Below are 26,903 nucleotides of genomic sequence, written 5' to 3'. Positions count from 1 at the left end.
TGGCGTTGGTGGTGTGGTGTTCGCGGGTTGGCGGGGTCGTGGCGGCGTCGCGGGGGCCCGGGGGGCGGCCCCCCGCCGCGGCGCCCCCCCCCCCCCCCGCCGCCGTGTCCGTTCCAATGCCGCATGACCCGGATCCGCACCGGATCCGGGGCCGCCCGACGGGCCGTCAGCTGGCGACGAGCTCTTCCTCGTCGGCGTCCGCCGACCGCTCGTACTCCTCCTTGGCGGTCTCCAGCAGGTCGCGCCACGACCGCACGTCCGGCCGCCGCCGCAGCAGCGCCCGTCGCTCGCGTTCGGTCATCCCACCCCAGACACCGAACTCGATCCGGTTGTCCAGCGCATCCGCGAGGCACTCCGTCCGTACCGGGCAACCGCGGCAGATGAGCTTGGCCCGGTTCTGCGCCGCACCCTGCACGAACAGAGCGTCCGGGTCCGCGTTACGGCAGGCGGCGCGGGCGGTCCAATCCGTGATCCACATCTTGGCCCCACTCCCCTAGGGTCTGTGTCGATTTGCGCTCCATGGCCGGACGGGCGCGGACGTCAGGCCGCCAAACGAAAGCCGTGGGGAAGAACTTACGGAAGCGAGGGACGTTTCAACAGTCCCCGATGGGCCCATTCTCGATATAGCCCTCCAGGGCCATACCGCCGGAACGGACTAGTTACCTCTAGTTGACGCGCGAGACACCGCGCAGGTTGTCACGATGACCACAGAACGGGCGGAACTTCTCGTGCCGGACGTCGAACCCGCGGCGGACGTGTCCCGTATGCACCTGTCGTCCCGCGTACCCTAGAGCGTGTGCGCGTTGCGAATTCGGATCGGGGTAAGGCCCTCACCACGCTGATCAAGCTGTTGGGAACGGGCATCGTCGCGGGCGTACTGGTCGCCCTGGTCGCCTTGCCGGGCGTCGGGAGCGCGGGCATCACCGCGCGCGACGCCGCGAACAACTTCCAGGAGATGGACAGCGACCTCAACACCTCGCCGCCGTCCGAGAAGACCGTGCTGTACGACGTCGACGGCAAGCCGTTCGCCACGTTCTTCGACAAGTACCGCGAGTCCGTCCGGCTCGACCAGATCGCCCCCATCATGCGGCAGGCGATGATCGACATCGAGGACTCGCGGTTCTACGAGCACGGCGCCATGGACATCGAGGGCACGATGCGCGCCCTGGCCACGAACGTCGGGTCCACCACCACGCAGGGCGGCTCCACCCTCACCCAGCAGTACGTGAAGAACCTGCTGGTCGACAGCGCGCAGACGCAGGAGGAGTACAAGGAGGTCACCGCCCCCACCGTCGGCCGCAAGATCCGCGAGCTGCGCTACGCGCTCGAGGTCGAGAAGACGATGTCCAAGGACCAGATCCTCGAGGGCTACCTCAACATCGCCTACTTCGGCGGCGGCGCGTACGGCGTCCAGGCCGCGTCCAAGCGCTACTTCAGCAAGCCGGCGTCCAAGCTGACCCTCGGCGAGGCCGCGCTGCTCGCCGGCATCACCCAGAACCCCACCGCGTACGAACCGCACCGCAACCCGAAGGACGCGCGCGCCCGCCGCGACGTCGTCCTGCACCGGATGGCCGAGCTGGGGCACGTCACCAAGGCCCAGGCCGACCAGGCCGCCGCCGAGCCGATCGAGCTGAACCCCACCGAGCCCGTCGGCGGCTGCCAGACGAGCCAGGCCCCGTACTTCTGCGAGTACGTGAAGTACGACGTCCTCAACACCCTCGCCGACGGCAAGTACTGGGAGATGGACGCGAAGGAGCAGCAGTCCATCGTCAACAAGCTGAACCGCGGCGGCTACACCGTCCGCACCACCCTCGACATGGACAAGCAGCGGGCCGTCGACAAGGCCCTGCGCGGCATCGTCGACCCCGAGGGCCACCGCGTCGGCGCCGAGGCCATGGTCGAGCCCGGCACCGGCAAGATCCGCGCCATCGGCCTGAGCAAGCACTTCGGCCCCGGCAAGGGCAAGACCACCATCAACCTCCCGGCCGACACCCGGCACGGCGGCGGCACCGGCGTCTCCGCCGGATCGACCTTCAAGGTCTTCACCCTCGCCACCGCCCTCGAACAGGGCATCCCGGTCAACACCAGCATCAAGTCGCCCGAGTCGATGGCCGTCGGCGGCTTCAAGGCGTGCCCCTACTACGGGACGTACCAGGGCAAGAAGTACAACGGTGAGCTGCTCGGCGGCGGCACCGCCCCCTGGAACGTCTCCAACGCGGGCGACAGCCAGTCCGGCACGTTCAACCTCAAGACCGGCACCTGGGGCTCCGTCAACACCTTCTACGCCCAGCTCGAGAAGCGCGTCGGCGTGTGCAACGCCGTCAAGATGGCCGAGCGGTTCGGCATGAAGCAGGGCAACGGGCAGCCGCTGCTGCCCGTCCCGGCCCAGGTCCTCGGCGTCAACGACGTCGACATGGTGCACCTCGCCGCCGCGTACGCCGGGTTCGCCGCCCGCGGCAAGTACTGCGCGCCCCTCGCCGTCACCGAGATCGTCGACCACACCGGCAAGCGCGTCGAACTGCCGAAGCACGAGTGCAAGCAGGTCGTCGAGCAGGACGTCGCCGACAAGGTCAACTCGATCCTGAACGGGAACATGAGCAAGGGCACCCCGAGGGGCCGCAACATCGGACGTCCGTCCGCCGCGAAGACCGGCACCTGCGAGGCCCACACCTGCGCCGACTTCGCCGGCTACACCCCGAACCTCGCCGCCGCCGTCGCCTACTGGGACTTCCGCGGCCCCTGGCAGTACAAGGTCTACGGCGTCTACGGCGCCGACACCCCCGGCGCCATCTGGCAGCAGAGCATGCGCGAGGCCCTGCAGGGCGAGCCCGCCCCGGGATTCAACGCCCCGGCCCGCGACTTCGGCGACACCACCCAGGTCCCGAACGTCGCGAACCAGCCGCTGAACAACGCCCGCAAGACCATCGAGGACGCGGGCTTCAAGGTCCAGATCGCACCTGCGAACTCGGACCGTCCCCGCAACACGGTCGTCTCCTCGTCGCCCGCCGCGAACACCGACGCCGCCCCCGGCAGCACGGTGATCCTCTACGTGAGCAACGGCAGACGCGACTGACGAGAAAGGGGCCCGGCTTCCGCCGGGCCCCTTCTCACTCGGCGAGCTGCCGCTTCACCTCGGCGGCGACCCTGCCCCCCTCGGCCCGCCCGGCGACCTTCGGGTTCACGATCTTCATGACCTGCCCCATCGCCCGCGGCCCCGCGGCCCCCGACTCGGCGATCGCGTCCGCGACCAGCGCCGCGAGCTCCTCGTCCCCCAGCTGGGCGGGCAGGTACCCCTCCAGCACGACGCCCTCGTCCCGCTCGGCCTGCGCGGACTCCGTCCGCCCCGCCTCGTCGAACGCGGCCGCCGCCTCCCGACGCTTCTTCGCCTCCCGCGTGAGCACCTTGACGACGTCGTCGTCCGACAGCACCCGCGCCTGCTTGCCGGCGACCTCCTCGTTCTTCACCGCCGTGAGCGCCATCCGCAGCGTGCGCGTCCGCACGTCGTCGCGCCCCTTGATCGCCGCGGACAGGTCGGTCTCCAGCTTCTCCTTCAGGGTCATGGTCACATTCTGCCCGCATCGCACCGACCTCCTCATCGGGATTACCGCGCGCTGCCCATGTCTGGAAGCATGGAAACCAGAGAAGGGAGAGCCGTGCAAAAGAAGTACTCCGTGCCCCTCACCCTCGCGGGCGCGGGCGCCGCGACCTTCGGGTACGCCTCGGTGATCGAGCGGAACTGGTTCCGCCTGCGCCGCTTCGACGTCCCCGTCCTCGCCCCCGGCCGCCCCCCGGTGAAGATCCTGCACATCTCCGACGCGCACCTCACCCCGGGCCGCTCCCGTCTCATCCGCTGGGTCCGCTCCCTCGAGGCCCTCGAACCCGACCTCGTCGTCAACACCGGCGACACCCTCTCCCACCGCGACGCCATCCCCGCGTTCCTCGACGCCCTCGGCCCCCTCCTCGAACGCCCCGGCGTCTTCGTCTACGGCTCGAACGACCTCTACTCCCCGGTCCTCAGGAACCCCCTCCGCTACGTGTGGCGCACGAGCAAGTCCGACTACGCCAAGACCAAACGCGAGCCCGACCTCCCGTACCGCGAACTCGGCTCGTCCCTCCAGGCCGCCGGCTGGCTCGACCTCAACAACCGCATCGGCCGCCTCAAGGTCGGCGAACTCGACATCGAGTTCGGCGGCATCAACGACTCCCACATCGACCTCGACCGCTACGACAAGATCGCCGGCCCCGTCGACCCCCAGGCCGACGTCCACCTCGGCGTCATGCACTCCCCCGAACCCCGCAACCTCGACCGCTTCACCGCCGACGGCTACGACCTCCTCCTCGCCGGCCACACCCACGGCGGCCAGGTCTGCGTCCCCTTCTACGGGGCCCTCGCCACCAACTGCGGCATCGACCGCCCCCGCGTCAAGGGCCTGCACCGCCACCGCGGCTCCTGGCTCCACGTCTCCGCCGGCCTCGGCACGTCCCCCAAGGCCCCCATCCGCTTCTGCTGCCCTCCCGAAGCCTCCCTCCTCACCCTCGTCCCCCGCTAAAAGCGGACGCACCACCCCCCGGCATCCGCTACAGTGGTCTAGGCGCCGGGAGAACGTACGACTCCCGGGCAGCCACCAACCGGGGTGTAGCGCAGCTTGGCAGCGCGCTTCGTTCGGGACGAAGAGGTCGTGGGTTCAAATCCCGCCACCCCGACAGAAACCGCCAGGTCAGAGGCCGGATCTCCCCCCAGGAGACCGGCCTCAACATCTTTTGTCCATCATTCGTCCGCGAGACTTACCGCCTACTCCCCGACACGGTCCGTCCCGGACCAGCACCGAGAGACAACCGCCCCGCCTATCCAACGTTCAAACGGGGACCATTCGTCCAGCACCCAAACCGGCCGAAGGCTCGGAATGCTGGCAACGCCTCCACCACATGACCCCCGGTGATGTAGGCGACCCAACACGGCCACCTCACCCTGGCTGCGGACGAGTCCCCGACGAGCATAAGCCTCCCGAGCTCGTTCCTCTCATCACGAGGGCTGCCATGAGCCCGAGACTCGGGTTGCTCGTACGCTCCGCCCGCGGCTGGACACAACGCGACCTGGCCAACCACCTCCACTGCTCCCGCTCCACCATCTCCCGACTGGAGACAGGAGCCCAACCTCTGGACGACGTAGCCACAGCCGCCTCGCCGAAGTTCTAGAGATCACCCCGACCGCACTAGGCACCACCGCTAAGGTGACGGTCCACCCACCCGCAGAGGACAATGTGCGGCGCCGCCAACTGCTGACCGACCTCGCAGTCACCGCTGCCGCCGCTCGACTCGCGAACGCCCTACCGCGCCTGACCTCCAGGAGAAGCGGCCAGCTCCGTCCTCGCCGAGACGGACGCGTCGTCACGCTCGTCATAATCAAGCTGGACGACCAACTCGGCTGGATCGCCGACGACAGTGCCCCTGCCCTCGCCGCTGTATCCGGCAGCCCCTGGTGGCCGGCGAAGCAGCACGCAACCTCGCCGTGCTGGCACGCCGCGCAGGTTTGCGGTCGAGGCTCCACGGCCAGTAGCGCGGCAAGCGGGCGCCGCCAAATAGGAAAGGTCGGGCTCTCCGAGCCCTTCTGGCGTATTTGTCATGGGTGATGTTGCAGCCGCCGCACAGCGGTGGCCTGGCCCTGACCCTGGCCGCGTATGGCCTGGTTACAGCCATGTCACCGCGTCCGAATTTCCCGGATCTGGCCTTAGAGTGCTCTTTCACCTACCCGTCGTGCCAACTTTGGTGGAACAGGGGACAGTCGATGCACGCTTACGACCTGCGGTACGAGCCGCAAGATGCGGGTTACGCATGGATGGACGAGCTCCGGCCGAGCACATGTCTGGTTATCGGCAATATGCCCGATGGTGAGCGCGACGAGGTACTGGGGGTCGCGGGTGCCATACGGGAGATCCGCTCCAGCCGCTACCTCAACTCACTGCATCGCGGTGGTTACGCCATCAAGCAGGGTTCTGCCTGGCATGCACTGGTCATGGTTGAAGGACTCGACCCGGTAAGAAGCGAAAGCGGCCGACGGAGATCGACGGAGGATGACAGTCACCTGATGAGGGCGTTTTTTGCGCGCACCAGGGAGTGGGAAGACGCTGAGCCCTTCGTCGGCAACTCCCTGTTCGGCATGGGCGATATAGTCCGCGCCAGAGACTCCGGACTCGTCGGCCAGGTCAAGGGCGTCTCCGTCGTGCTCGACAGCTACGAGTACGACGTCGAGATCCGTGGCGCGATCAAGCAGATCAGCGAGCAGCTTCTCACTCGGGTGGAAGGCGACCCTGGCGACCCGGCGTTCTGGTTGACACAGCCGCCTGCGGATGCGGCCGGCACCGGTCTCACCCTGACCTGGACCAAGTTGCGGCATCCGCTGACGGACACGCTCTACTCATTCGCTTCCAGCAAGACCGTCTTCCGTCCCTATCAGTTCAAGCCCGTACTCAAGCTGCTCAACGGCTCGTCCGGACGGCTGCTGATCGCCGATGAGGTCGGCCTCGGCAAGACCATCGAGGCAGGCCTCATCTGGAGCGAGCTGGAGCAACGACTGCGACTCGAACGTGTACTGATCGTCACACCGGCTTCCCTGACCCTGAAGTGGCAGGCCGAGATGACACGACGCTTCGATCGCGCGGTCGAAATACTGCGCCCAGTTCAGCTCGAGGCGTTCGTGGATCGCGTCGAGCGAGGCGAAGACCCGCCGCTCAGGGGGATCGTCTCCCTGGAGTCGCTACGGATCGCCGACCATGTTCTGGAGCGGTTGACGGAGGTGCACCCTCGTTTCGACCTGGTCATCGTCGATGAGGCCCACAGCATGCGGAACCGAGAAAGCAAGTCGCATGCCCTCGGGCGACTGCTTGCGGACTCGGCAGACTACCTCCTGTTGCTGTCGGCCACGCCGCTCAACCTCGGCGACGACGACCTCTTCAACCTGATGAGTCTTTTGGATGAGCAGAACTTCGGGGACCGCTTCGTTTTCGAGCGTCAGCTGGAACCCAACCGCGTCCTGAACACTGTCGCCCAATCGCTTCTCAAAGCTGGTCGTAGCGAACCACGAAAGCTGTTGGCAGAACTGGACCGCCTGCACAGCACACAATTCGGTGCAGCGATCACCGCTCGCCCAGACTATCAACTCCTCCGCGAGATGCTGGGTGTGGATCGTCCGCTAGAACACGACGAGGTCGCCAAGGCCCGCAGGTTGCTGACCGACCTCAACATGCTGAGCGGCGTGCTGACCCGGACCCGCAAGGCCGAGGTGCCGGACAAGAAGGCGGTTCGTGAGCCTCGGGCCATGGAGGTCGAGTGGACGAGTGAGGAACGCGCCTACTACGACGCCGTCTACGCCTGGTACATGCGCCGAGCTCGGCAGATGGGGACGCCGCCGGGTTTTGCCATGCAGATGCCGCTGCGGCTTGCAGCCAGCTGCATCCCTGCATCTCAGCGAACCCTGCGCGCCAAGCAACCCGACCTTTTCAGAGAGGAAATCGATGACTTCGATGATGCTGGAAGCGAGATCCTGGATGGTCTGGAACAGCTTTCGCCCCTGATCACTCCGGTGACCGTCGACACCAAGTACGACCGTCTGCTCACAGAACTGCACCGGGTGCGCGCTGCGGGACTTCGCCAGGCCATGATCTTTTCCTTCTTCCGGGGAACACTGGGCTACCTCGCGGAACGACTGAGTGAGCACTTCAGCGTGCGAGTGATGCACGGGCTCGTACCTCCGGCCGACCGCGAAGAGATCATGAAAGACTTCCGTGCCGGGAAGTTCGACCTGCTCCTGCTCAGTGAGGTCGGGTCAGAGGGACTGGACTTCGAGTTCTGCAACGTGCTGATTAACTACGATCTTCCGTGGAACCCGATGCGCGTCGAGCAGCGGATCGGTCGGGTCGACCGGTTCGGTCAGCAACACGAGAAGATCTTCATCTACAACATGCAGGTGCCGGGCACTATTGAGACCGACATCTTCCAGCGTCTGTATGACAGGATCGGTGTCTTTCAGGGGTCGGTTGGCGAACTTGAACCTATCCTGCGCGGCGAACTCGGCGACATCCACAAGAGAGTCCTCGACCCCAGGCTCGACGCAACCGGTCGGAATCGCGAGGTTGAGCGGATCTCAGTGGCCCTGGAACAACGAGCTCGCGACACCGAGGACCTGCGCGCCTCACAGGCCTATCTGTCGGGCATCGATGGCCTACTGGTCGAAGGGCTCAACGAGGACGGCCCTACGCACGGCCGTTTTATCGGGAAGGCCGAAATTCGGCGTCTGCTCGATGAGCTCTTCCAGCGTTTCAGCGGTCGTCTTCGTGGACCGAACCGGCGTGGCGTCTACGAGCTCATCGGTTCCCGAGAGCTCGGCGCCCGGCTGCGCCATAGCCAGGTGGACCGCGATGGCGGCCGCCACACTCTGTCAAAGCTAGTGACTCTGCTCTACGACGGCACTCCCATCACCTGCACCTTCGAACCCGCACAGGCGGCAAGGGAACCGATGGAGCTGCTGTCGGCCAGGCACCCTTTGGTCAAGCTTGCCCTAGAGGTGCTGGGCGAGGAGGACCTGGCACTACCCCGCTACGGTTCGGTGAGCGTCCCTGGGATACGGGATGGATGCCACTACCTCGTGAAGATCGACCTTGCGGAGACCTCCGGTCTGCGACCGCTGGTCGAACTGTGGGCGACGGCCATCGACGTTGAGACGATGCAAGAGGAACCTGACGTCGGCGACCTCCTTCTTACCGCCCTCGCGGAGGGCACTCTGGGCGACGGGCCGTCCGAACCACCGTCCTCGCTGTGGCAAGCATGGCAGCGCGCTCGTGAGCAGGCGTCCGTTCGGCGCGTACTCACCGAGCGGTCCCGCACTCAGGAGAACACCGCACTGGTCGAGGGCCGCATTCGGGCCAAGGAGAGCTCACTGGACATCCAACTGCGCAAGACCGAGGACATGATCAATCGCCTCCGGACCGATGGACGGGACGGGAGCATCATCCGGCTGCACCAAGGCCGCATCCGGAACTTGCGGGAGAAGCGTCACGAGGTCCGCAGGGAGCTGACCCGCCTTATGGACCTGGGAGTGACTCTCTCGCCAGTCGCCGCCGTGCTCATAGCCCGGGGGGCGCGTACTCCTTCTCCAAGTACCAGGCGGTAGCCGGCACCGGCGGCGCGTCCTCGACCGATTGGAGCACCAGTTCAGCATGGTCACTACCGCGGACCACCGGCCACTGGTGAACCCGTAGTTTTCGGGCCTGGCGAGCACCATCGTTGATCAGGATCTGTCCGTCACAGTAGATCTTGAACAGCATGGCCTCGCCGAGTCGCAACCGCAGCCCATGCTTGGTCTCTCCGTCGTACCGCAGTGCCAGGTAGTCACCGGACGTGGTCCGGACGCGCAGCACTCCCTCGCCTCGACCTGGGCCGGGGAAGTCAGCCCCCCGCCGCTCAAAGCCGAGGCGGGACCTGGTCCAGGCATCACCCGGCGAGTAGAAGGGCGTGTAGGCCGGATAGATCGTCTCGGTCCGCTTCCGACCGTCCTCGGTGAACTCCAGGACGAAGTCAAATCCTGGGCGGTGCAGGTTCAACCGGTCATACCCGACAGGATCGGCCAGCCCGGCAACGATCATTTCGTCGGCGGGCACGCCAGCTCTGTCGTAGACCATCGCGTTGGGAAAAAGCCCACCGATACGCCGCTCCACATATGGCACGCGACTCATCCCGCCCGCCAGCAGAACATAGTTGATGTCCGCTGCGAGACGGTCGCCGCCCATGCGGCGCAGCTCGTCAGGGGCGCGGGTACCGAGTTCGGTCAGCTTGGCTGCCCGCAACGCCGCCCACACAAGGCCGACGGCCTGGTCCATCTGTGGGCGGAAGCGTTCTTCCAACTGCTCCCTTGTGTAGGTGAGGACGGGCAGTTGCGTCCGGGCAAGGCCGCGGAAGACGATGCGATGCCGCTCTTGCGTGGACAGCTGGATCTTTGCCGTGCGCGCCTCGCGGAGCACCAAGGCCTCGATGGTCTTGGCCTCCGGAAGGCCATCGAGGCGGAATCCCCGCTCGTCGAGTTCTTCGGTGAGCTCGTCCGCGACCGCTGTATCCAGCCTGTCGCCCGCCAGCTGAACGCCGAGCGCGGAGAGCACGGAGATCTCCGGATGCGGACCGCCCACCACGTCCAGCACCGCGATGTCGAGGGTCCCTCCGCCCATGTCGAACACCAGCAGCCGCCCTTCGACCTCCTCGCCGTATTCTAGAAAGCGGCTTCTTACCCAGGCGACGCCGGCAGCGATGGGCTCGTCAATCAGCGTGGAGTGGGCCACCGGGAGGCCGGCGGCCCGTGCATGATCCAGCAGCCGCTGACGCTGCGTGCCGTCCCACATCGCGGGGCAACCAAGCCGGACCTGTTCCCGTGCGCCGAGTGGACGACCCGCTGCTTCGGCCCGTCTTCCGATCTCCTCCAGGAGCGCGACGATGACCTCGTCCGCGTCGACGTGACGCGTTCCGCGCTCGTCGGAGATTTCCACGGTTTCGGAGCAGTCGCTGATCGCGCGCTTGATCGAGCGAATAACTTGCGCGATCGGCAGGTTCTCAGCGGCCTCGCCTACCAGTAGTTTTCCCTTCTGGTAGGCGGCGATTGAAGGGAACGACCGGGTGGTGCGCCCCAAGGGAGCGATTTCCACCGGGCCCACGCCGTCGCCCACCGCAAGCAAGGACGTGGACGTCCCGAAGTCGATCCCGACCGCTTGCTCCTCGCCAACCGCCATCCATCCTCCAGCCACTGGACGATTGAGTTCACACCCACACAAGGTGGCTGAACTGTAGCCCGCAACCAGCCGCATGAGAAGGGAAATGGCCTTCAAATCGGACGGGGACAGCCAAGGGGCTCGGCGAAGGCTTATGGCTGTGCCAGGCTCACCAGGGCCCTGGAGAGCAGAGTGTCCTCCTCCGATCGCCACCTGTACCCCGGCCGCAGCACAGTGACGACCTCCCCCTCTTCCGGCGCACCGACCAGCGGCTCATGCACCTGCGGGTCGAACGACGCCTGGGCACCGGCCTCACCGATCGCCTCCAGTTCCTCATTCGATACCAGGGCACGAACACGCTCGACCAGGATCTCCGGCGTTGCACCGCTAACCGCGAGCTCCTCCACGTCGGCGGCCAGGTCAGCCAGTGCTCGAATGACGTCGATCTTCAGTTGACGTTCCTGAGCAGCCCGCAAGTCGACGGAACGTTCATGCTGTTGTCGCAAGAGGCTCTCGAACCTGGCGCACCGGACGGCAAGCTCGCGAGCCTCCTCCTCGGCCTGCTCGGCCCGCCCATGGGCGCGTTGCAACTCGGCCTGAACCTGCTCGACCTCTTTCTTCAACCGCGCCACCTGACTCGTCCCGGTCAGTCCTCCCACCCAGGAGTCGACGAGCGGATCGTCCAGGGCCACGCGTCTGAACGCATTCGCCACCGCCTCCGCCGGCAAGGATGCTACGAACTCGTGCGGGAGTGCCAAAAGGCTCGCCAGCCTGACCCGGCTGGTGGTCTTCCCCAGCTCCCGAGCCATGAGCGGCGCGATGACACGTTCGGCCACTTCATGCTGCGCAGTTACGCGTCCCAGGATTCCGGTTGCAGAATCTGCCAGGGCCGTCAGAGTCACGTTCCGCCACCAGATATCATTGGCGACTTGCTCGGGCCATAGCCTGCCGACCGCCACTAGCAGCGCTGCCCGGCCACCCCGAGAGGTAAGGGGGAGGTCGACAGCAATCCGTGCCAGCATCTCCGGCTCGACGGACACAACGTCCTCCCTCGTCGTCTGGTTCAGCCAGCCATGGAGGGCGTGTGCGGCGCGTTCCAAGACCGCCGCCTCCCCCTTGCCCGCGTCTACCGCGAAGGCGGCAGCAAGCCTGATGAAAGCGAGCAGGGACTGCGGAGCCAATGGCCGATCACTAACTTGTTGGAGCAGCCATCCAGCCGCGGCCCTTGAGTCAGGGTGGCCAAATCTTTCGCGGAGCTCTGCCGTAGATGCGACTATGACCTCCCTCATCGTCTCAGCGGGCACCTCGGCCAGGTCGCGGGCATCGATCGCCTTCGCGGCTTGCGGCAGCGGGACCAGCAGCGCAACGGCGTGCGCCCGCTCCTCGTCGCGCACGGAAGCCAGAAGGTGGTCGATCCGGGCTTCGTCTAGTTCACCCAGGCGGCATGCAGTAGCCAACGGCTTGGATGCGTAAGCCAGAAGGTCAGGAACCGGCTCGTCCCCCAACGCGGCTGCGATTGCTTCTGCCAGCGACACCGGGGCGTCAGCGGACCGCCCTTCGAGTTCCTCCTCAGCGGTTGCCTGAGAGGGTTCCTCAACCCGTATTTGTGCAGAGCCGGGCATTTCCTTCAGCTGCGCAGTAGTGTCAACCATCTCTCCGAGTTCCTCGGAGGAGTCGTCGGGCAGTGGCTCCTGCGCTCCGCCCTTCTCAGTGGCCGTGACTTCAACTTCCGTCAAGGCGGGCTCTCCAGGAGTCGCCTTACCGTCGTTGCCTTTCCACTTATATCTCTTGCCAGTAACCGCGACGTTCTCCTGACCGGCCAGTTTTCTCTGAGCCCGCTTCCACGCCTGGTCGACGACCTCCATGTCGAGCCCGAGGTTGTTGAACTTCTCTTTGATCGCCACTGCTGTCATGCGCGTTCCGTACTCACGCAGTACCTGAACGAACACGGACGTCGGATCGTCTTCGAGGCGCGCCATCAGTGCCTCCGGATCCACCAGCGCCTGATGACGCATGCTCCCTCGGGGCATGAAGGTCGTGGTCCAGGTGATGCTGACGTCCTCTTCACAGCCGTTGTCATCCCAGCGAACTCGCATCTTGGAGCCTTGGCGCTCCAAGACGATCCCAGTACGCACTTGACCAGGGGTATCCGGCAGTTTCCTTACGACAACTTCAGCCTGTTCCACAGCTGTCACTGTAGACGGCGAGCTCCTGAGCAGCGAGTTGGATGCCTGGAGCCCAGCCGGGGACAGCCCAACACCCACTCAACTTGGCCCCAGGTGACCAGCCGCGACGCGGCCACCTGGCGCTCGGATCGTCTCTGTATGACAGCTTCAAGCGCGAGGACCTCCTCTCCTAGCGTGCGGGCGACACCCTCAATGAGGATGGACGCATAGATGCGCCTCGTTCACACTCAAACTCGCCGATCTTCCGTGCCGCTATCCTGCCGAGGAAGGGAACCGACCCAGGTTCGAATTGCTTGAGCAGTCTCGTCAGTGACGTCGATTGGGTCAGGGCGGCGGGGGGGAGCCATCGGTGGGCGGTGTGTTCGGTGCTCAAGACGATGGGCCGACCGTGATGGGCGAGCACGAAGGTGTATTGGCGGGCTTTGCGACCAGATCCGAAGTTGTAGTCGAATTGAGTGACAAGTCCCGATCGAGAGCGAGTGGTCCGGTCCAGCCGATTTCTTCGGTAAGTGCGCGGTCCAGTGCACTGAGAAGATGCTTTCCTGGCTCAACGCCGCCGGAAAAAAAATTCTCGACGCCGGCCATGAACGCGTCCTCGGCCGAGCGGTGCAGGATGGGCACTTGGCCATCGGCGTGGACGATGGCGCCGACCACGAGTTTGGTGACTCAAGGGAGATATGAGGACGAACTAGTCTTCTGCGGCACAAGTAGGGCGAGACTGGGATCTTTCGAGCTTGATTCGGCGATGTCGGAGGCGTTGATCCACTGGGCCGCCATCACCCGGATGGCCCGCCGGATCATTCCAGCCCGGCCTGTCTGGCGCCCGGCCGCCGTCCCTTGAATACTTCCGGCAGCCGAAACGACCACCTCGCAAACACGTGCTCAAACGACGCACCAACTGCGTGTGAGCACGCCAACCTACGCGGGCAGCGCAGGGAACACGACCACCGAGCCGTCCTTGTCGCGGGCGATCTCGATCGCCACGTCCGTCGCGCGGCCGTCGAACGTGACGCCGTCGCCCAGCTTGCGAATCCTATGCGCCTCGCGCATCAGGCGCTCGACTTCACCGGTCGTGAATACGGGCCGCAAACCGGACGGACGCGCCAGTTCCAACGCCGACAGGCGCACGAGGACACTAGCGATGCCTGACTCCAGGTTGTCGAGGCGCTGCTGGTGGTCCTTGAGGTTGCGGATGAAGTTTTCAAACGGGTTGCCGGGGTCGCTCTGGGCATGCTCGACGGCCTGGAGGACGATGACCCGCCGCTCCAGCGCGATCGCCAACCCGGCGAGTTCGAGGTAGGCCCGGAACATGCCGCCACGGTCGTCGGCGAGGCCGGGGAACGACTTCGTCAGCGTGCCGATCTCGACGGGCGCGCCATCGGCCAGCGTGTCGAGCGCGCTTCGCCACTTGGCAAGACGCCGCTCGGCAGCGACCAGCGCTGTGCTGATGGCGTACGACGCCGAGTCCAGTCCCAGCGAGACACCGAGCTTGCCCTGGTCAAGCAAGATAGCGGTGGCTTTGTCAATGGCGTCGCGGCAGCCGTCGAGCTGGTTGCGCTCGTCCTCGAGCCTGTCTTCGTGTAGTTGCTCCAGCAGTTCTGTGATGTGCTCAATGGCCTGCTGGCGTTTGTAGTCGGCGTGCGCGCTAACCCCCACCGCTACGGCCATGAGTACGAGCGGCGCAGCCACGGTGAGCGCCGCACTGCCCCCGACCGCGACGCCGGCTGTGGTACCGGCCCCACCGGCTGCGCCCGCTGCTGCCGCTTTACCGACTGGCACGAACGTCGCGCCGCCGACGATACCCGTTGAGTTCACGAGCGGACCGCGGACTCCACCGGCCACCGTCTTCGACGCCATCGGGCGAACGATGCCCTGCCCGAACTGGGCGGCGAACTTCGCCGGGACCACCATGCGATACAAGCCCTCGCCGGAGGCGGTCGCTGTGGCCGCCGTGGAGGTACGCTGTGCAGATTGCGTGATGAGTTGCGACAGTTGCTGCGCCAAGGGACTCGCTGCATCCAACGGGAGACCCGGGCTGCGGTCGAGCTTCTCGGGCAGCGGATGCACCTCGAGTGTGACGATTGGCTCGTCGGCCAGCACGGCCAGCACGCTGCGCAGTTCAGCCAGGCGCTCAGCCGTCATCGGCTCGTCCCCGGTCAGAGAGGGCACCTGGACGTCACCAGTCGCCAGCGTCCACACCGGAACGATTGCTGTACGGTCGTCAGTCATCGTCTCCCCTTGTTCTCCACCGAGAGCCTAATACCTGTTCCGCCTGCCTTCAGGCGAGCAATCTATCCAAGTCGATGGCTGGCGCAGACAGGTCAGGCGGCAACCTTGGGACGGTGAACAACTTCTGGCCTCAGGGGGTTCGCTGGACTTACTGCAACCAGCGGAACATCAACTACATTACGAGGTTCATAAGCCATACCCACAAAATAAAAGAAGCCCCGACAAGGGCGAGTTGCCTCGGCAACTCGCGACGGTCCTATAGAGGCGCAAGAACATCGCCCGGGCCCGCCAGCGGAATCCGGAGGCGACACCGGCACAGGTGATCCGCAATCTGGAACGGATGTACGTCAGCACCTTGACCGGGACGGGCGCTGCAGTCGGAGGAACTGCGGCCGCGCCCGGCGTCGGCACGGGAGTCGCACTGGCACTGACGGCGGGCGAGACTTTCTCGTCCCTCGAACTGAGTGCTCTCTTCGCGCTTTCTATCGCCGAAGTCCACGGAATCCCCATCGACGAGATCGAGCGCCGTCGGACGATCGTGATGGGAATCATGCTCGGCGGTTCCGGCTACGCCACCATTTCAAAGGTCGCCGAGCGTACGGGGCAGCACTGGGGGCGTCAAATCGTCGCCAAGGTGCCAGTGGAGACGTTGCGCCAGATCAACAAGATCCTGGGAAAGAATTTCGTCACGAAGTACGGGACCAAGCAGGGAATCATCGTCCTGGGTCGAGTGGCGCCGTTCGGTATCGGTGCCGTCATTGGTGGTGGCGCCAATGCCGCCCTCGCCGCTCTGACCGTGAAGGCCGGCCGTCGCGCATTCGGCCCGCCCCCGACGTCGTGGACATCGCCGACGGACGGAACACCGCCCACGTCCGAGAGCTCGCAGGGCTGACCGTTGGTGCCCTGAGACCATCCCGACTTCGCCAGTGAGCGGCTCGGCGGCTTAGCGGCTTCTTATTGCTGCCGAAGAGCGGCGGCCGCCTGGCGGGAAGCGCCAACGTGCGTGGCTCGGTGGGCGAGGTGTCCGGGGGCGTTCGGAGGTGTCCGGGCAGGTCAGGGGTCATTTGGCGGTGGCGGGTGCTAGGTGCGGACGACGGTGTTCGGTTTGGGTGGGGTTCTCTCGGGTGGTGCGTGTTGCGAGCGGCGGTGAGGGCGCTGTCGGGGCAATGGGACGTGACGAGATAGTGGACGACGGGCGAACGTAAGGTTGCATCGGGCTGCTGGGGTGTCCGGGGGTGTTCGGTTTGTTGCCGGACGCTTTGCCGGACGGCTGGTGTTGGGGGCATGAAGCACTCGATGCGAGCGGGGCTCACGCTGGCGGGGGGACTCTTCCTCGCCACCGCGGGCGGACTCGCCTATGACGCGTTGACGGCGGCGCCGGCTCACGCGGCGGCGGGCCCGGAGCCGTGGCGGTGGTGTCCGCCCTACAGCACCCGGTACAACCGGTTGGACTGCGACCCGAACGGCACCGAGAAGACGCTGCCCGGCTTCGACTCGACGGACGTTCAGCGGCGGGTCCAGGAGATGAGGGAGCGCTTCGGCGGGCAGGACGTGCGGCCGCAGCGACCCCGGCCCGCGCCGGAGGCCCGGCCAGAGGCGCCGAAGCAGCGCCCGGAGTCGCGGCGGAGCGGGGCGCGCCGATCGGCGGAGCGGACGGAAAGGGACACGCCGGAGCCGACCCCTATCGTTCCGCTGCCGGACCGGGTCACCCGGCCGCCGTTCAGTGGTCCGCCGGAGCGCCCGCCGAAGCCGACACCGACGTCCCCGACGCCGCCGACCGGGATCGGCCCCGGCGGGCCGTCGAGCCCGCCCGGGCAGGCCCCGCCGTCCGGTCCCGGCGCTCCGGCGAGCCCGCCCGGGCAGGTGCCGAACACGCCCGGGGCGCCGCAGCCGACGCGTCCGTCCAGGCCGGACGTCCCGCAGCCGGGCACCAACCCGCCGTCCGGTCCGCCGCCGTCGGGGCCGCCCGGCGGGCTGGCCATCCCGGACGAGGGAGACGGCCGTCCGCGACGGAGTGGGCCGGTGTGGAACCTGGACGACTGGGCCCGGTACTTGAACATTCGCTTTCAGATGTGGCTCTCGTCCAGCCAGGCTCCGACGGAGCCTGGCTACGTCTGGAAGAAGACCGCCGACAAAATGCTCGAGCGTTCGTGGGACAGGAACCAGAAATCCGGCTGGAACACCTTCCCCGATCCTCAGTGGTACAGCGCCCCCGGCTACTTCAAGCTCGCCGCTGAACTCGGTTACGCGGCTTGGGAGGCATGGCTCGAGACGCCGCCCGGCAACCGGTACGACGTGAAGAGGTGGGTGAAACGGGTCGAGGAGCTTCAAGGAAAGCTGGACGAGGCCCGGGAGCGTGGCGATGCGGCTGAGGTCGCCAAGCTGGAAGAGCGCCTGACGAAGGCAGATAATGCCTTGGAAAAGGTGAAGGAGACCGAGAAAAACCTCTGGCCCGGCCTTAAGGAGCTGGAGAACGGCAATGGGGAGGCGGGGCAGGAAGGCCAGGGTGAAAACGGCGAGCAGGGCGGTATGGAGGGAGAAGGTGAGCAGGGCGGTGCCGAAGGGCACGAAGGGCAAGGTGGCCAGGCCGGTGCGGAAGAGCAAGGTGGGCAGGGCGGCCAGAGTTCGCCGAACCGGATCGGGGATGTGCAGCCGATCGAGCTGCCGAACCCGCTGAATCCTCCGGTCGTCGCCCCCCGGCCTGAGGATCCCCGGCAGGGCGAGCCGCAGCCTGACGAGCCCCGGCCCGAGGAGACCCGGCCCGAGTTCCCCCAGCGCGACCTCCCCCGGCCCGAGGTTCCCCAGCGTGAGGAGCCGGTGAACCCGCCCGTGCAGCCGGACTCTCCGGGGAGTCCGGGTGCCCCGGGTGGTCCGGGTGTGCCCGAGCAGCCCGAGGTGCCGAGTCTGCCCGGGGACCCTACGCCGCCCGAGACTCCGCGGACTCCCGAGGGGCCTGGCTTGCCGGCCGATCCCGAGCCGAACCCGCCGGGGGATCCCGAACCGCCGGAGACTCCCGGGACTCCCGAGGGGCCCGGTCTGCCGGGCGACCCCGAGCCGAACCTGCCCGGTGAACCCGAAACTCCCGGGACTCCCGAGACTCCCGAGGGGCCGGGTGACGAACCCGGTGAGAACCCCGAGGACGAGCCGTTCCGCGTTCCTCCGCTCTTCCCGGCCGTCCGTTCGGGGCCGACCGCGCCCGGGACGCCCATGCCGCAGGAGCAGCCGCGCGTGCGGCCCACGCCGACCCGTCCGACCAGCCCGGACGCACCCGGACGGGTGCTGGAGCGCCCCCGGACGACGGCCCCGGTCGGCCCGTCGGGTGGGCGGTCCGAGAACTCGCGCCCGTCGGACACCCGGCCCGGTGGCGGGCGTTCGTCGGACACCCGTCCGGGCGGCGGGGACCCGGGGTCGTCCCGGCCCGGGAACGGGCGCGGTGGCGGCGGCGGGCCGGTTCGCACCCTGCCCGCGCCGGTGACCGGCGGGCCGGTGCGCACCCTGCCCGCGCCGGCGACGTCCGCGAACCCGGCCGCCCCGCCGCAGCCCGGTGCGGGGCGTCCCACGCTCCCGACGGGGCCTGGTGCGGGCACCGCGCCCGACACGGCGCGTCCGTCGCCCGGGAACCCCAAGCCGGGACCGGCTCCCGAGTGGGACGAGACGGGGCCGATCATCAAGCGTGAAACGCCCGTGCCGGACCGTCCGCAGCAGCCGTTGCAGCCGAAGCCGCAGGCGCCGACGTTCACCCCCGAGAAGGTCCCGAGCGTGGCGGGCAAATCGCCGCTTCGGGGACGCAACCTCGCGGCCGAGATCGCCACCCTGGGCCTGGAGGAGCTGTACGGCAGGATGCTCGCCGAGAACCTGAACTGGACGGCCGAGAAGATCGCCGAGGACCCGGACTTCGCCCGCCGGTTCGCGGAGGAGTACGACCGGTACCAGGACCTCTCGTGGGTCGAGCGCCGCAAGCGCGACTTCGGCCAGTTCCTGGGGTTCGGCTCGGAACAGTTCCTGGAGGACTACTTCGTTCCCGAGCTGAGGGAGCTCGCGGAGGCGGTCCTGAACCCCCCGGCGGCGCAGGAGACGACGCCGCCCGCGCCGAACGACGACAAGACCAAGCTCGGTGTGATGACCCCCGAGAACGGGGGCAACGCCCGTACGACCACGGCGCTCTACCGGTACAAGGTCGGCGAGGAGGGCGAGAACTTGGACCTGCTGCTCCGCGAGGAGCCCCGCCGCGCCCCGGCTCCCGCCCCGGCGGAGGAGCCGGATCGGGAGGAGGAGAAGGAGGACGACGACGGGCCGAGCAGGCACGAGAAGAACATGGAGATGATCGAAGAGGGCCGGGAGTACCGGCGCGAGAGGGATGCGAAGGAGAACTCCGGGAACGAGCGGCCGAAGAACCACGACGGTGGGCACGGGATGGGCGATGGCGGTGGGGGCGCACCGGCGCCCGGCGCGCCCGCTCCGAGCGCGCCCGCGCCGAGCGCTCCGCCTTCGGGCGGGTCGTCCAACACCATCGAGGGGGGCGGCTCCGGTGGGGCGCCGGGGCAGGGCGGTGGTCCGGCACCGGCACCCGCGCCGCCCAACTCGCAGGGGAACGCGAACTCCGATCCCGCACGGTCGATGAACAAGCACGACGATCCGTCCATCAAGGCCTGACCCTTCGCCGAGCCGAGGCCCGCACCGATTCGGTGCGGGCCTCACGCGTGCATGGCCCTGACATGCACGAAGGGTGTCCGGGAGGTGTCCGGAGGGTGTCCGGACGGCTCGGAAGGGTTGCCGGACACCCGTCCGGACGGATGGTCTGAACGTCATGATCAGACCGATTCGAGTGGGCCTCACCCTGGTCGGGGGATTCTTCCTCGCCGTCCTCGGTGCCGTGGCCTACGACGTGCTGGCGGCGCACGCCGCGCACGCGGCGGGGGGTCCCGAACCGCCGCCGTTCGCGAGCGCCGCGTCGCCCGACGACCCGTCCCCGAATCCCTTCACCGACCGCCTCGAACAGCAGCAGCGGCAGTTGCGAGAGCGGATCGAGCGGCTTCAGCGCGACTTCCGGCCCCAGCCGCCGTCAGCGGAACTCCCCCCGTGGACCGGGCCGTCCGACGAGCCGCGCCCGAATCGGCGGTCCGACGAGCCGCGCCCGCCGTCGACCGAACCGGCCCGGCCGGTGGTTCAGCCCGAAGACCCGGAGGGGACGCCGGGCGGACCGGACCGTCCTGCGGCCTCCCCCGGGCGTTCCGAGGCGGCCGGGCCTGACGACCGCGAGGACGATCGCGCGTCCTCCGGCCAGCGGTCGCCCGGTTCGTGGCGCGAGCGGGTCGGGCGCGGGCCGTTCAGGCCCGAACCCTGGATCATGTCGAGTCCCCGCGCCATGCGGACGCTGTGGGGGCCGACCGCCGTCGCGGGGGAGACCGTCGACCCCTTGGTCCAGCGGCACGTATACACGGGTGCGGCGGTGCTCTCGGACGGCTTCGCCGGCCTGGAGCCTTACCCGGTCACCGCCCTGCGCTTCGTGCAGCCGGTCGGGGAGTTCACCGAGGCGTATCTGCGCGAGCGCCGCGCCCAGGCGCTGTCCAGGGCCGAACGCCGGGCGGAACAAGCCGCGCGGAACGTCGCGCGCGCACGTGACCGGGGCTGGGGAACCCGGCGCGCCTACCGGCAACTGGAGCAGGCCAACCGGAACGTCCTCAAAGAGCGCCGGAAGTATGTGGAGGGGACTTGCGCGGACCTGCGGGCGTCCCAGGAGCGGATCGAACGGCTCCAGGCCGCACGCGCCGCCACCCGTAACCCGGTCACCCGCCATCGCCTCACCAACGACCTGATCATGGCGCAGGAGGCCCGGTCGAACCTTCTGGTGGCGGCCGACCAGCTCGACCGCGAGCCCTGGGCGCGCGGCGCCGGGTGGACGCCGGGCGAGGGCGACCGAACCACGGTCTCGGGGACGTCCGGACGCGCTGGACGGCCGTCCGGGCTGGCCGGCGGCCCCCAGAGCACCGCTCCGCGCGGTGGGCCCGTCCCCGGCCGGGGCGGGCGCCAGGGTGTCTGGCCCAGCCTCGAACCCGGTCGCGGCTCCGGTGCCGCTCCGGGCACTGCACGTCGCGGGCCCATCCCCGGCCGGGGCGGGCGCCAGGGTGCTTGGCCCAGCCTCGACACCGGTCGTGCCGGCGGTACCTCCACGGCCGGTTCCCGAACCGGTGGTGCTCAGGCGGGCGGTCCGCGTACCGGGGCGATCCCCGGTCGGGGCGGGCGACAGGGTGCTTGGCCGAGTCTCGACCCCGGCCGTGGTGGGGCCCGGCCCCGAGCCGGTGCCGCGCCCGACGCCGGGTACGGGTGGAACGGGGAGGCCGGTCCGCGCGGGACCGCCGATGGCGGTGACGGCGGGAGCACGCCGCCGACGCGGCCGGGGCCGTCCACGGGGCCCAAGGCCGGGCCGTCCGGTGGTGCGGCGGTTCCGGAGCCGAGTGTGGCGGCCGGGCCGGGGCGTCCGGTCGTTCCCGGGGCCCCGCCCGTCACGGCGCCGCCCGCGGACGGTCCGCATGTCTCGGGGCTGTCCGGCGGCTCGGCGCCCACCACCCCCGGCGGGGGTGGGGGAAGGCTCGCTCCCGGAGGGTGGTCCACCGATCCGGTCCTGCAGCTTCCCGGGCTCGAGAGGGTGCAGCCTCGGCTCCTGCCGCGGAAGGTGGGGCCGATGGTGGACGGCTACGCGTTCACGTTCGATGTGTCGGCGATGAACGCGCAGGTCATCGCGCAGAACTACGGGCTCCAGCTGGCCGCCGAGCGCGACCAGAGGGCGAAGGAGCTGGCCGAGCTGTTCGCCACCGACCCGGTCGCCGCCCGCGAGTTCTTGGACGAGTACAACGCTCGGAACCGCGACTTCTGGTCGGAGCTCACGTGGGGGTTCGGGGACCACGAGTACAAGGGCAGCGAACTGCGCGATGAGCTGGCCGAACTCGTCAGGCGGCTCTACGTCTACCCGCAGATGAAGGACGACGAGTCGGGCCCGCCGCACCCGTTCGACAGGCCGGCCGTGTACCGGTACAAGGCCGGGACGGAGGGCGAGGGCCTCGACCGGAACCTGCTGCTCCGCGACCTGAAGCCGGTGGCGCCGGCGCCGGAGGGGACGCCCGGTGAGGCGGGTCCGCCGCGGTCCGGTGTGCGGATGTACGGCCAGGAGCGGTACGGCGTCGGTCCGGGCGAGCGCATGCCCCACGAGGGGTGGCGGGACGACGAGGAGCCGAGCTACGGCGATCGGGACGAGGGGCACAACACGATCGATCCCGATCGTGGCGGCACCCCGCCTCTCGAGGACGACAACATGCTGAACGAGGGCGGCGGCGACGGCCCGTCGGGTCCGCCCGCCGGGGGAGCGCCGTCCGGTGGCGCCCCGGCCCCGTCCGGTCCGTCGGGCGGGGGCGGCGCGTCGACCCCGGGGAATGCCGGTGGCCCGCCCGCGTCCGGGGGGTCCGGGCCCGCTTCGGATCCCGGGGCGGGGCGGCTCAAGCGGCTGGAACGGGGACCCGAGGGCCGTTCGGCCCCCGCCTCCCCGTCGGTCCGGGTGTGATCCCGGGGCCGGTCGTCTGACCGAGGCCCGCGCCGGTGGCGGCGCGGGCCTCACCCGTGTCCGGGATCGGGGGTTAGGTTAGGCTGCCCTCGGTTGGCTTGTTTTCGGAGGGAAAGTGCTGCTAGTCGGGCTTGGCCGAGAATGAGCGCATTGGTGGACGAGCGGCCCGCGGTGGGGGTCGCGGGGGTCCGGCGTCGGCGGGTCGTGGGGTTGGGCGTGCTCGTGGGCGTGCTCGCCGTCGCGGGGGTGGCGTCGCTGGCGGTGGGGGCGCGGGCGTTGAGTCCGGGCGAGGTCTGGCGCGGGTTGTTCGCGGGGACGGACGCCGACCAGCGGCTCACGGAGATCAGGCTCATCGTGCAGACGGTGCGGGTGCCGCGGACGGTGCTCGCGGTGGTGGCGGGCGTCGCGCTGGGGGTCGGCGGGGCGCTGATCCAGGGGTACACGCGGAACCCGATCGCCGACACGGGGCTGCTGGGGGTGAACTCGGGGGCGTCCGTGGCCGTGGTGGCGGCCATCGCTCTCGGGCTGTCGAATCCGTTCCAGTACGTGTGGTTCGCCTTCTTCGGGGCGGCGGTGGCGGGGGTCGTGGTCTTCGGGCTGGCGAGCGTCGGGCGGGGCGCGGGGAATCCGCTGACGCTGGCGCTGGCGGGGCAGGGGGTCACGGTGTTCCTGGCCGCGATGACCACGGCGATCGCGATGTCGGATCAGGCGGCGCTGAACGTGTGGCGGTTCTGGAACGCGGGGTCGGTGGCGGGCGTGAAGTTCGACGTCATCTGGCCGGTGGCGGGTTTCGTGGGGGTCGGGCTGCTGCTGGCGGTGGCGACGTTGCCCGCGATCAACCTGCTGAACCTCGGTGACGACGTGGCGCGGGGGCTGGGCGTCAACATCGGGGTCAGCCGGACGGTCGGGGTCGTGGCGATCACCTTGCTGGCGGGGGCGACGACGGCGGCGTGCGGGCCGATCGCGTTCCTCGGGTTGATGGTCGCGCACGTGGCGCGGTACCTGACGGGGCCCGACTACCGCTGGCTGGTGCCGTACGCGGGCCTGCTGGGGGCGGTCGTCCTGCTGGTGTGCGACATCGCCGGACGTCTCGTGGTGCGGCCCGCGGAGCTGGACGCGGGGATCGTCGTGGCGCTGCTGGGGGCGCCGTTCTTCGCGGTGCTGGTGTGGCGCGGAAAGTTCAAGAGCGCATGAGGGCCTCGGTGGCGCCGGGTGTCCGGTTCGGTGGCGCGTCGTTCGTGTGGCGGCCGTGGTTCGTCCTGGTCACGCTGGTGCTCGCGGCGGTGACGTTCCTGGTGTTCTGCCTGTCGATCAGTGTCGGGGACTTCTCCATCGGGGTGCCCCGGGTGATCGCCACGATCTTCGGGCAGGGCGAGCGGGTCGACCGGTTCGTCGTCATGGATCTGCGGCTGCCGCGGGCGCTGGCGGGGCTGGTCGTGGGGATCGCGCTGGGGGTGTCGGGGGCGATCACGCAGTCGGTCGCGCGGAACCCGCTGGCCAGCCCGGACATCCTGGGCATCACGGGGGGCGCCGGGGTGGTCGCGGTGTTCCTGGTGACGGTGTCGGGCGGGGCCGCGGCGGCGGTCGCGGCCGCGGGGCTGTCGGCGGCGGCGCTGGCGGGCGGGCTCGGGACGGGCCTGCTGGTCTACTTCCTGGCGTGGCGGCGGGGGGTGGACGGCTTCCGGCTGATCCTCATCGGCATCTCGGTGAGCGCGGTCATGCAGGCGCTCACGAGCTGGCTGCTGGTCACGGCCGACATCCGGGACGTGGCGCGGGCGCAGGCGTGGCTCGTGGGGTCGCTGGACGGGCGCGGGTGGGACGAGGTGCGGATCGCGCTGTTCTGCGGTGTCGCGATCCTGGTCGTGGTGGTGGCGGCGGCGTTCCAGTTCCGGCCGCTGCACTTCGGTGACGACGTCGCCGCGGGCCTGGGCGTCCGGTACGCGCGGGTGCGGGCGGCCATGCTGCTGTGCGCGGTGCTGCTGGCGGGGGTGGCGGTGAGCGCGGCGGGGCCGGTGCCGTTCGTGGCGCTGGTGGCGCCGCAGGTGGCGATGCGGCTGGTGCGGTATCCGACGCCGCCGCTGCTGGTGTCGGGGCTGGTGGGGGCGTTGCTGCTGATCGGCTCGGATCTGGTGGCGCGGACGGCGCTGCCCGTGTCGCTTCCGGTGGGCGTGGTCACGGCCGCGATCGGCGGCCCGTTCCTCGTGTACCTGCTGGTGCGGGCGAACCTCAGGAAGGCGATGTGATGGCGGTGGACGCACGGCTGGCGGCCGAGGGGGTCGCGGTCGGGTACGGCGGCCGGATGGTGATCGACGGGCTGGACGTGTCGATCCCGCCGGGGGTGATCACGACGATCATCGGCCCGAACGGCTGCGGGAAGTCGACGCTGCTGCGGACGCTGTCGCGGCTGCTCAAGCCGGCGCGGGGCACGATCGTCCTGGACGGCGAGGACATCGGCCGGCTGAAGACGCGGGACGTCGCGAAGAAGCTGGGGCTGCTGCCGCAGGCGCCGGTCGCGCCGGAGGGGCTGACGGTGGCCGATCTGGTCGCGCGGGGCCGCCATCCGCACCAGAGCTGGCTGCGGCAGTGGTCGTCGGACGACGCCGGGGTGGTGGAGCGCGCGCTGGCCATGACGGGGGTGTCGGATCTGGCGGACCGTCCGGTCGACGCGCTGTCGGGCGGGCAGCGCCAGCGGGTGTGGATCTCGATGACGCTGGCGCAGGGCACCGACCTGCTGCTGCTGGACGAGCCGACGACGTACCTGGACCTGGCGCACGCGATCGACGTGCTGGACCTGGTGGACGACCTGCACGAGTCGGGGCGCACGGTCGTCATGGTGCTGCACGACCTGAATCTGGCCGCGCGGTACAGCGACAACCTCATCGTGATGCGCGGCGGGGCGATCCTGGCGCAGGGGCATCCGCGCGATGTGCTCGACGCGGGGCTGCTGCTGGAGGCGTTCGGGTTGCGGGCCGAGGTGATCGGCGACCCGGTGAGCGACCGGCCGCTCATCGTGCCGATCGGGCGGGCCCACGTGCAGGGCGACCCGCCATAGAACGATCTTTCAGGTTAGGTTAGCCTGTCCTCATTTCTTTGGGGTTCGTCTGCCTGCAGCGAACTGAATGCAAGGGGTTTCGAGTGCTCCTCCAGCGAACGACCATGACGAGGTCCCTGCGACGATTGGCGGCGGTGCTGTCCGCCGCCGCGCTCGGCGCCGGCCTCCTGACCGGCTGCGGTTCCGACTCCGCGGACGGGACGGACGACGGCGCGGCGGCGGCCGCGGGCGGCGTCTTCCCGGTCACCGTGGAACACGCCTTCGGGTCCACGGAGATCACCGAGGCCCCGCAGCGGGTCGTCTCGGTGGGGTACACCGACGACCAGGCCATCCTGGCGTTCGGCATCAAGCCGGTCGGCATGGTCGACCAGTACCCGAACCCGCCCGGGACGTCCCCCGACATCAACACCCAGTGGCCGTGGGTGAAGGACAAGTGGGGCGACACGCGTCCCGAGGTCGTCATGAAGAACGGCGACTCCGGGCCGAACTTCGAGAAGATCGCCGAGCTGCGGCCGGACCTGATCATCGCGGTCTACTCCGAGATCGATCGGGCCGCCTACGAGAAGCTCTCGAAGATCGCCCCGACGGTGGGCCGGACGAAGGCCGAGAAGGAGCCGTTCAGCGCGCCGTGGCAGGACAACGCGGTGCACATCGCCAAGGCGCTCGGCCGGGAGGACGAGGGCAAGAAGCTGGTGCAGGGCATCCAGGACAAGCTCGACACCGCCCGCAAGGAGCACCCGGAGTTCGCCGACCAGACCGCCGTCGCGCTGTCCTGGTACGAGGGGTCGGTCGCGCCGTTCACGACGACGGACGTGCGCGGGCGGCTGCTGACGGGCATGGGCTTCAAGGGCGCCACGAAGATCGACGAGATCGCGGACGGCAAGTTCTTCACCACGCTGTCCCCCGAGCGCATCGACCTCATCGACGTCGACCGCATCTTCGTCATCAACGACCGGGCGGACCAGGCGGCGCTGAAGAAGTTCGAGCTGTTCGCGAACCTTTCCGCGGTCAAGGAGGGGAAGGTGTCGTACCTGCTGGACAGTGAGGGCCCGGCGGTCGGCGCGGCGATGTCGCAGGGCACCCTGCTGTCGCTGCCGTACGCGATCGACAAGATGGTCGAGTCGGTCGGCTGA

18 protein-coding genes and 1 tRNA gene are annotated in these 26,903 nt (G+C 68.7%); 12 read left to right on the top strand and 7 right to left on the bottom strand.

The genetic code is table 11. The annotated features are described in order from the left end of the window. Positions 1-166: 166 nt before the first annotated feature. A complete protein-coding gene (locus AB0L25_RS17305; RefSeq protein ID WP_026402964.1) occupies positions 167-478 on the bottom strand; it encodes a WhiB family transcriptional regulator in 312 nt (103 codons plus the stop codon). Between the two features lie 318 nt (positions 479-796). Here AB0L25_RS17305 and AB0L25_RS17300 point away from each other — a divergent pair, with 318 nt between their 5' ends. Continuing rightward, positions 797-3,073 carry a penicillin-binding protein gene (locus AB0L25_RS17300; protein ID WP_500173099.1) on the top strand — a complete coding sequence of 759 codons (2,277 nt, stop codon included), beginning with the start codon at positions 797-799 and terminating at the stop codon, positions 3,071-3,073. Positions 3,074-3,107: 34 nt separating this feature from the next. Here the strand turns inward: AB0L25_RS17300 and AB0L25_RS17295 are convergent, their stop codons facing one another. Next, positions 3,108-3,560 carry a GatB/YqeY domain-containing protein gene (locus tag AB0L25_RS17295; RefSeq protein ID WP_500173097.1) on the bottom strand — a complete coding sequence of 151 codons (453 nt, stop codon included), beginning with the start codon at positions 3,558-3,560 and terminating at the stop codon, positions 3,108-3,110. A gap of 69 nt (positions 3,561-3,629) precedes the next feature. On the opposite strand from AB0L25_RS17295, the gene AB0L25_RS17290 reads away from it, so the two are divergent. The 4 genes from AB0L25_RS17290 to AB0L25_RS17275 all read left to right on the top strand — a co-directional run bounded on the left by AB0L25_RS17290 (position 3,630) and on the right by AB0L25_RS17275 (position 9,166). After that, positions 3,630-4,550, top strand: a complete 921-nt coding sequence (locus AB0L25_RS17290) for a metallophosphoesterase (RefSeq protein ID WP_500173095.1) — start codon at positions 3,630-3,632, stop codon at positions 4,548-4,550. Positions 4,551-4,630: 80 nt separating this feature from the next. Beyond that, positions 4,631-4,704 (top strand) — tRNA-Pro (locus AB0L25_RS17285). Positions 4,705-4,926: 222 nt separating this feature from the next. Further along, positions 4,927-5,196, top strand: coding sequence for a helix-turn-helix domain-containing protein (locus AB0L25_RS17280; protein ID WP_500173092.1), 270 nt, complete (start codon positions 4,927-4,929; stop codon positions 5,194-5,196). Positions 5,197-5,785: 589 nt separating this feature from the next. Further along, positions 5,786-9,166, top strand: a complete 3,381-nt coding sequence (locus tag AB0L25_RS17275; protein WP_500173090.1) for a DEAD/DEAH box helicase — start codon at positions 5,786-5,788, stop codon at positions 9,164-9,166. Here the strand turns inward: AB0L25_RS17275 and AB0L25_RS17270 are convergent. The 4 genes from AB0L25_RS17270 to AB0L25_RS17255 form a co-directional block, all read right to left on the bottom strand. Further along, positions 9,120-10,769 (bottom strand): Hsp70 family protein, encoded by a 1,650-nt coding sequence (locus tag AB0L25_RS17270; RefSeq protein WP_500173088.1) that lies wholly within the window; start codon positions 10,767-10,769, stop codon positions 9,120-9,122. The genes AB0L25_RS17275 and AB0L25_RS17270 overlap by 47 nt on opposite strands. 131 nt (positions 10,770-10,900) lie before the next feature. Continuing rightward, positions 10,901-12,934, bottom strand: coding sequence for a hypothetical protein (locus AB0L25_RS17265; protein WP_500173086.1), 2,034 nt, complete (start codon positions 12,932-12,934; stop codon positions 10,901-10,903). 369 nt (positions 12,935-13,303) lie between these two features. Continuing rightward, positions 13,304-13,588: a hypothetical protein gene (locus AB0L25_RS17260; RefSeq protein WP_500173084.1), complete on the bottom strand. Its 285-nt coding sequence runs from the start codon at positions 13,586-13,588 to the stop codon at positions 13,304-13,306. A gap of 264 nt (positions 13,589-13,852) precedes the next feature. Further along, positions 13,853-15,163 carry a hypothetical protein gene (locus tag AB0L25_RS17255; protein WP_500173082.1) on the bottom strand — a complete coding sequence of 437 codons (1,311 nt, stop codon included), beginning with the start codon at positions 15,161-15,163 and terminating at the stop codon, positions 13,853-13,855. Positions 15,164-15,482: 319 nt separating this feature from the next. Between AB0L25_RS17255 and AB0L25_RS17250 the strand changes: the two genes are divergently transcribed. Next, positions 15,483-16,055: a hypothetical protein gene (locus AB0L25_RS17250; RefSeq protein ID WP_500173080.1), complete on the top strand. Its 573-nt coding sequence runs from the start codon at positions 15,483-15,485 to the stop codon at positions 16,053-16,055. Between the two features lie 613 nt (positions 16,056-16,668). Here the strand turns inward: AB0L25_RS17250 and AB0L25_RS17245 are convergent. Beyond that, positions 16,669-17,145 carry a hypothetical protein gene (locus tag AB0L25_RS17245; RefSeq protein WP_500173078.1) on the bottom strand — a complete coding sequence of 159 codons (477 nt, stop codon included), beginning with the start codon at positions 17,143-17,145 and terminating at the stop codon, positions 16,669-16,671. A gap of 40 nt (positions 17,146-17,185) precedes the next feature. Here AB0L25_RS17245 and AB0L25_RS17240 point away from each other — a divergent pair, with 40 nt between their 5' ends. The 6 genes from AB0L25_RS17240 to AB0L25_RS17215 all read left to right on the top strand — a co-directional run bounded on the left by AB0L25_RS17240 (position 17,186) and on the right by AB0L25_RS17215 (position 26,903). Continuing rightward, entirely contained in the window at positions 17,186-19,816 is a 2,631-nt protein-coding gene (locus AB0L25_RS17240) for a hypothetical protein (protein WP_500173076.1), read from the top strand. 154 nt (positions 19,817-19,970) lie between these two features. Beyond that, positions 19,971-22,718, top strand: a complete 2,748-nt coding sequence (locus AB0L25_RS17235; protein ID WP_500173074.1) for a hypothetical protein — start codon at positions 19,971-19,973, stop codon at positions 22,716-22,718. Positions 22,719-22,871: 153 nt separating this feature from the next. Beyond that, a complete protein-coding gene (locus AB0L25_RS17230) occupies positions 22,872-23,912 on the top strand; it encodes a FecCD family ABC transporter permease (RefSeq protein ID WP_500173071.1) in 1,041 nt (346 codons plus the stop codon). Next, positions 23,909-24,961 carry a FecCD family ABC transporter permease gene (locus AB0L25_RS17225; protein WP_500173069.1) on the top strand — a complete coding sequence of 351 codons (1,053 nt, stop codon included), beginning with the start codon at positions 23,909-23,911 and terminating at the stop codon, positions 24,959-24,961. The genes AB0L25_RS17230 and AB0L25_RS17225 overlap by 4 nt, the downstream gene beginning before the upstream one ends. Continuing rightward, positions 24,961-25,770, top strand: a complete 810-nt coding sequence (locus AB0L25_RS17220) for an ABC transporter ATP-binding protein (RefSeq protein ID WP_500173067.1) — start codon at positions 24,961-24,963, stop codon at positions 25,768-25,770. The genes AB0L25_RS17225 and AB0L25_RS17220 overlap by 1 nt, the downstream gene beginning before the upstream one ends. A 104-nt stretch (positions 25,771-25,874) precedes the next feature. After that, positions 25,875-26,903 carry an iron-siderophore ABC transporter substrate-binding protein gene (locus AB0L25_RS17215; RefSeq protein WP_500173065.1) on the top strand — a complete coding sequence of 343 codons (1,029 nt, stop codon included), beginning with the start codon at positions 25,875-25,877 and terminating at the stop codon, positions 26,901-26,903.

Origin of the sequence: Spirillospora sp. NPDC052242 (genome assembly GCF_040679555.1) — a bacterium.
Classification (GTDB): domain Bacteria; phylum Actinomycetota; class Actinomycetes; order Streptosporangiales; family Streptosporangiaceae; genus Spirillospora.
Note: the sequence above shows the minus strand (reverse complement) of the source record. Positions and strands in the feature narration are given on the sequence as shown.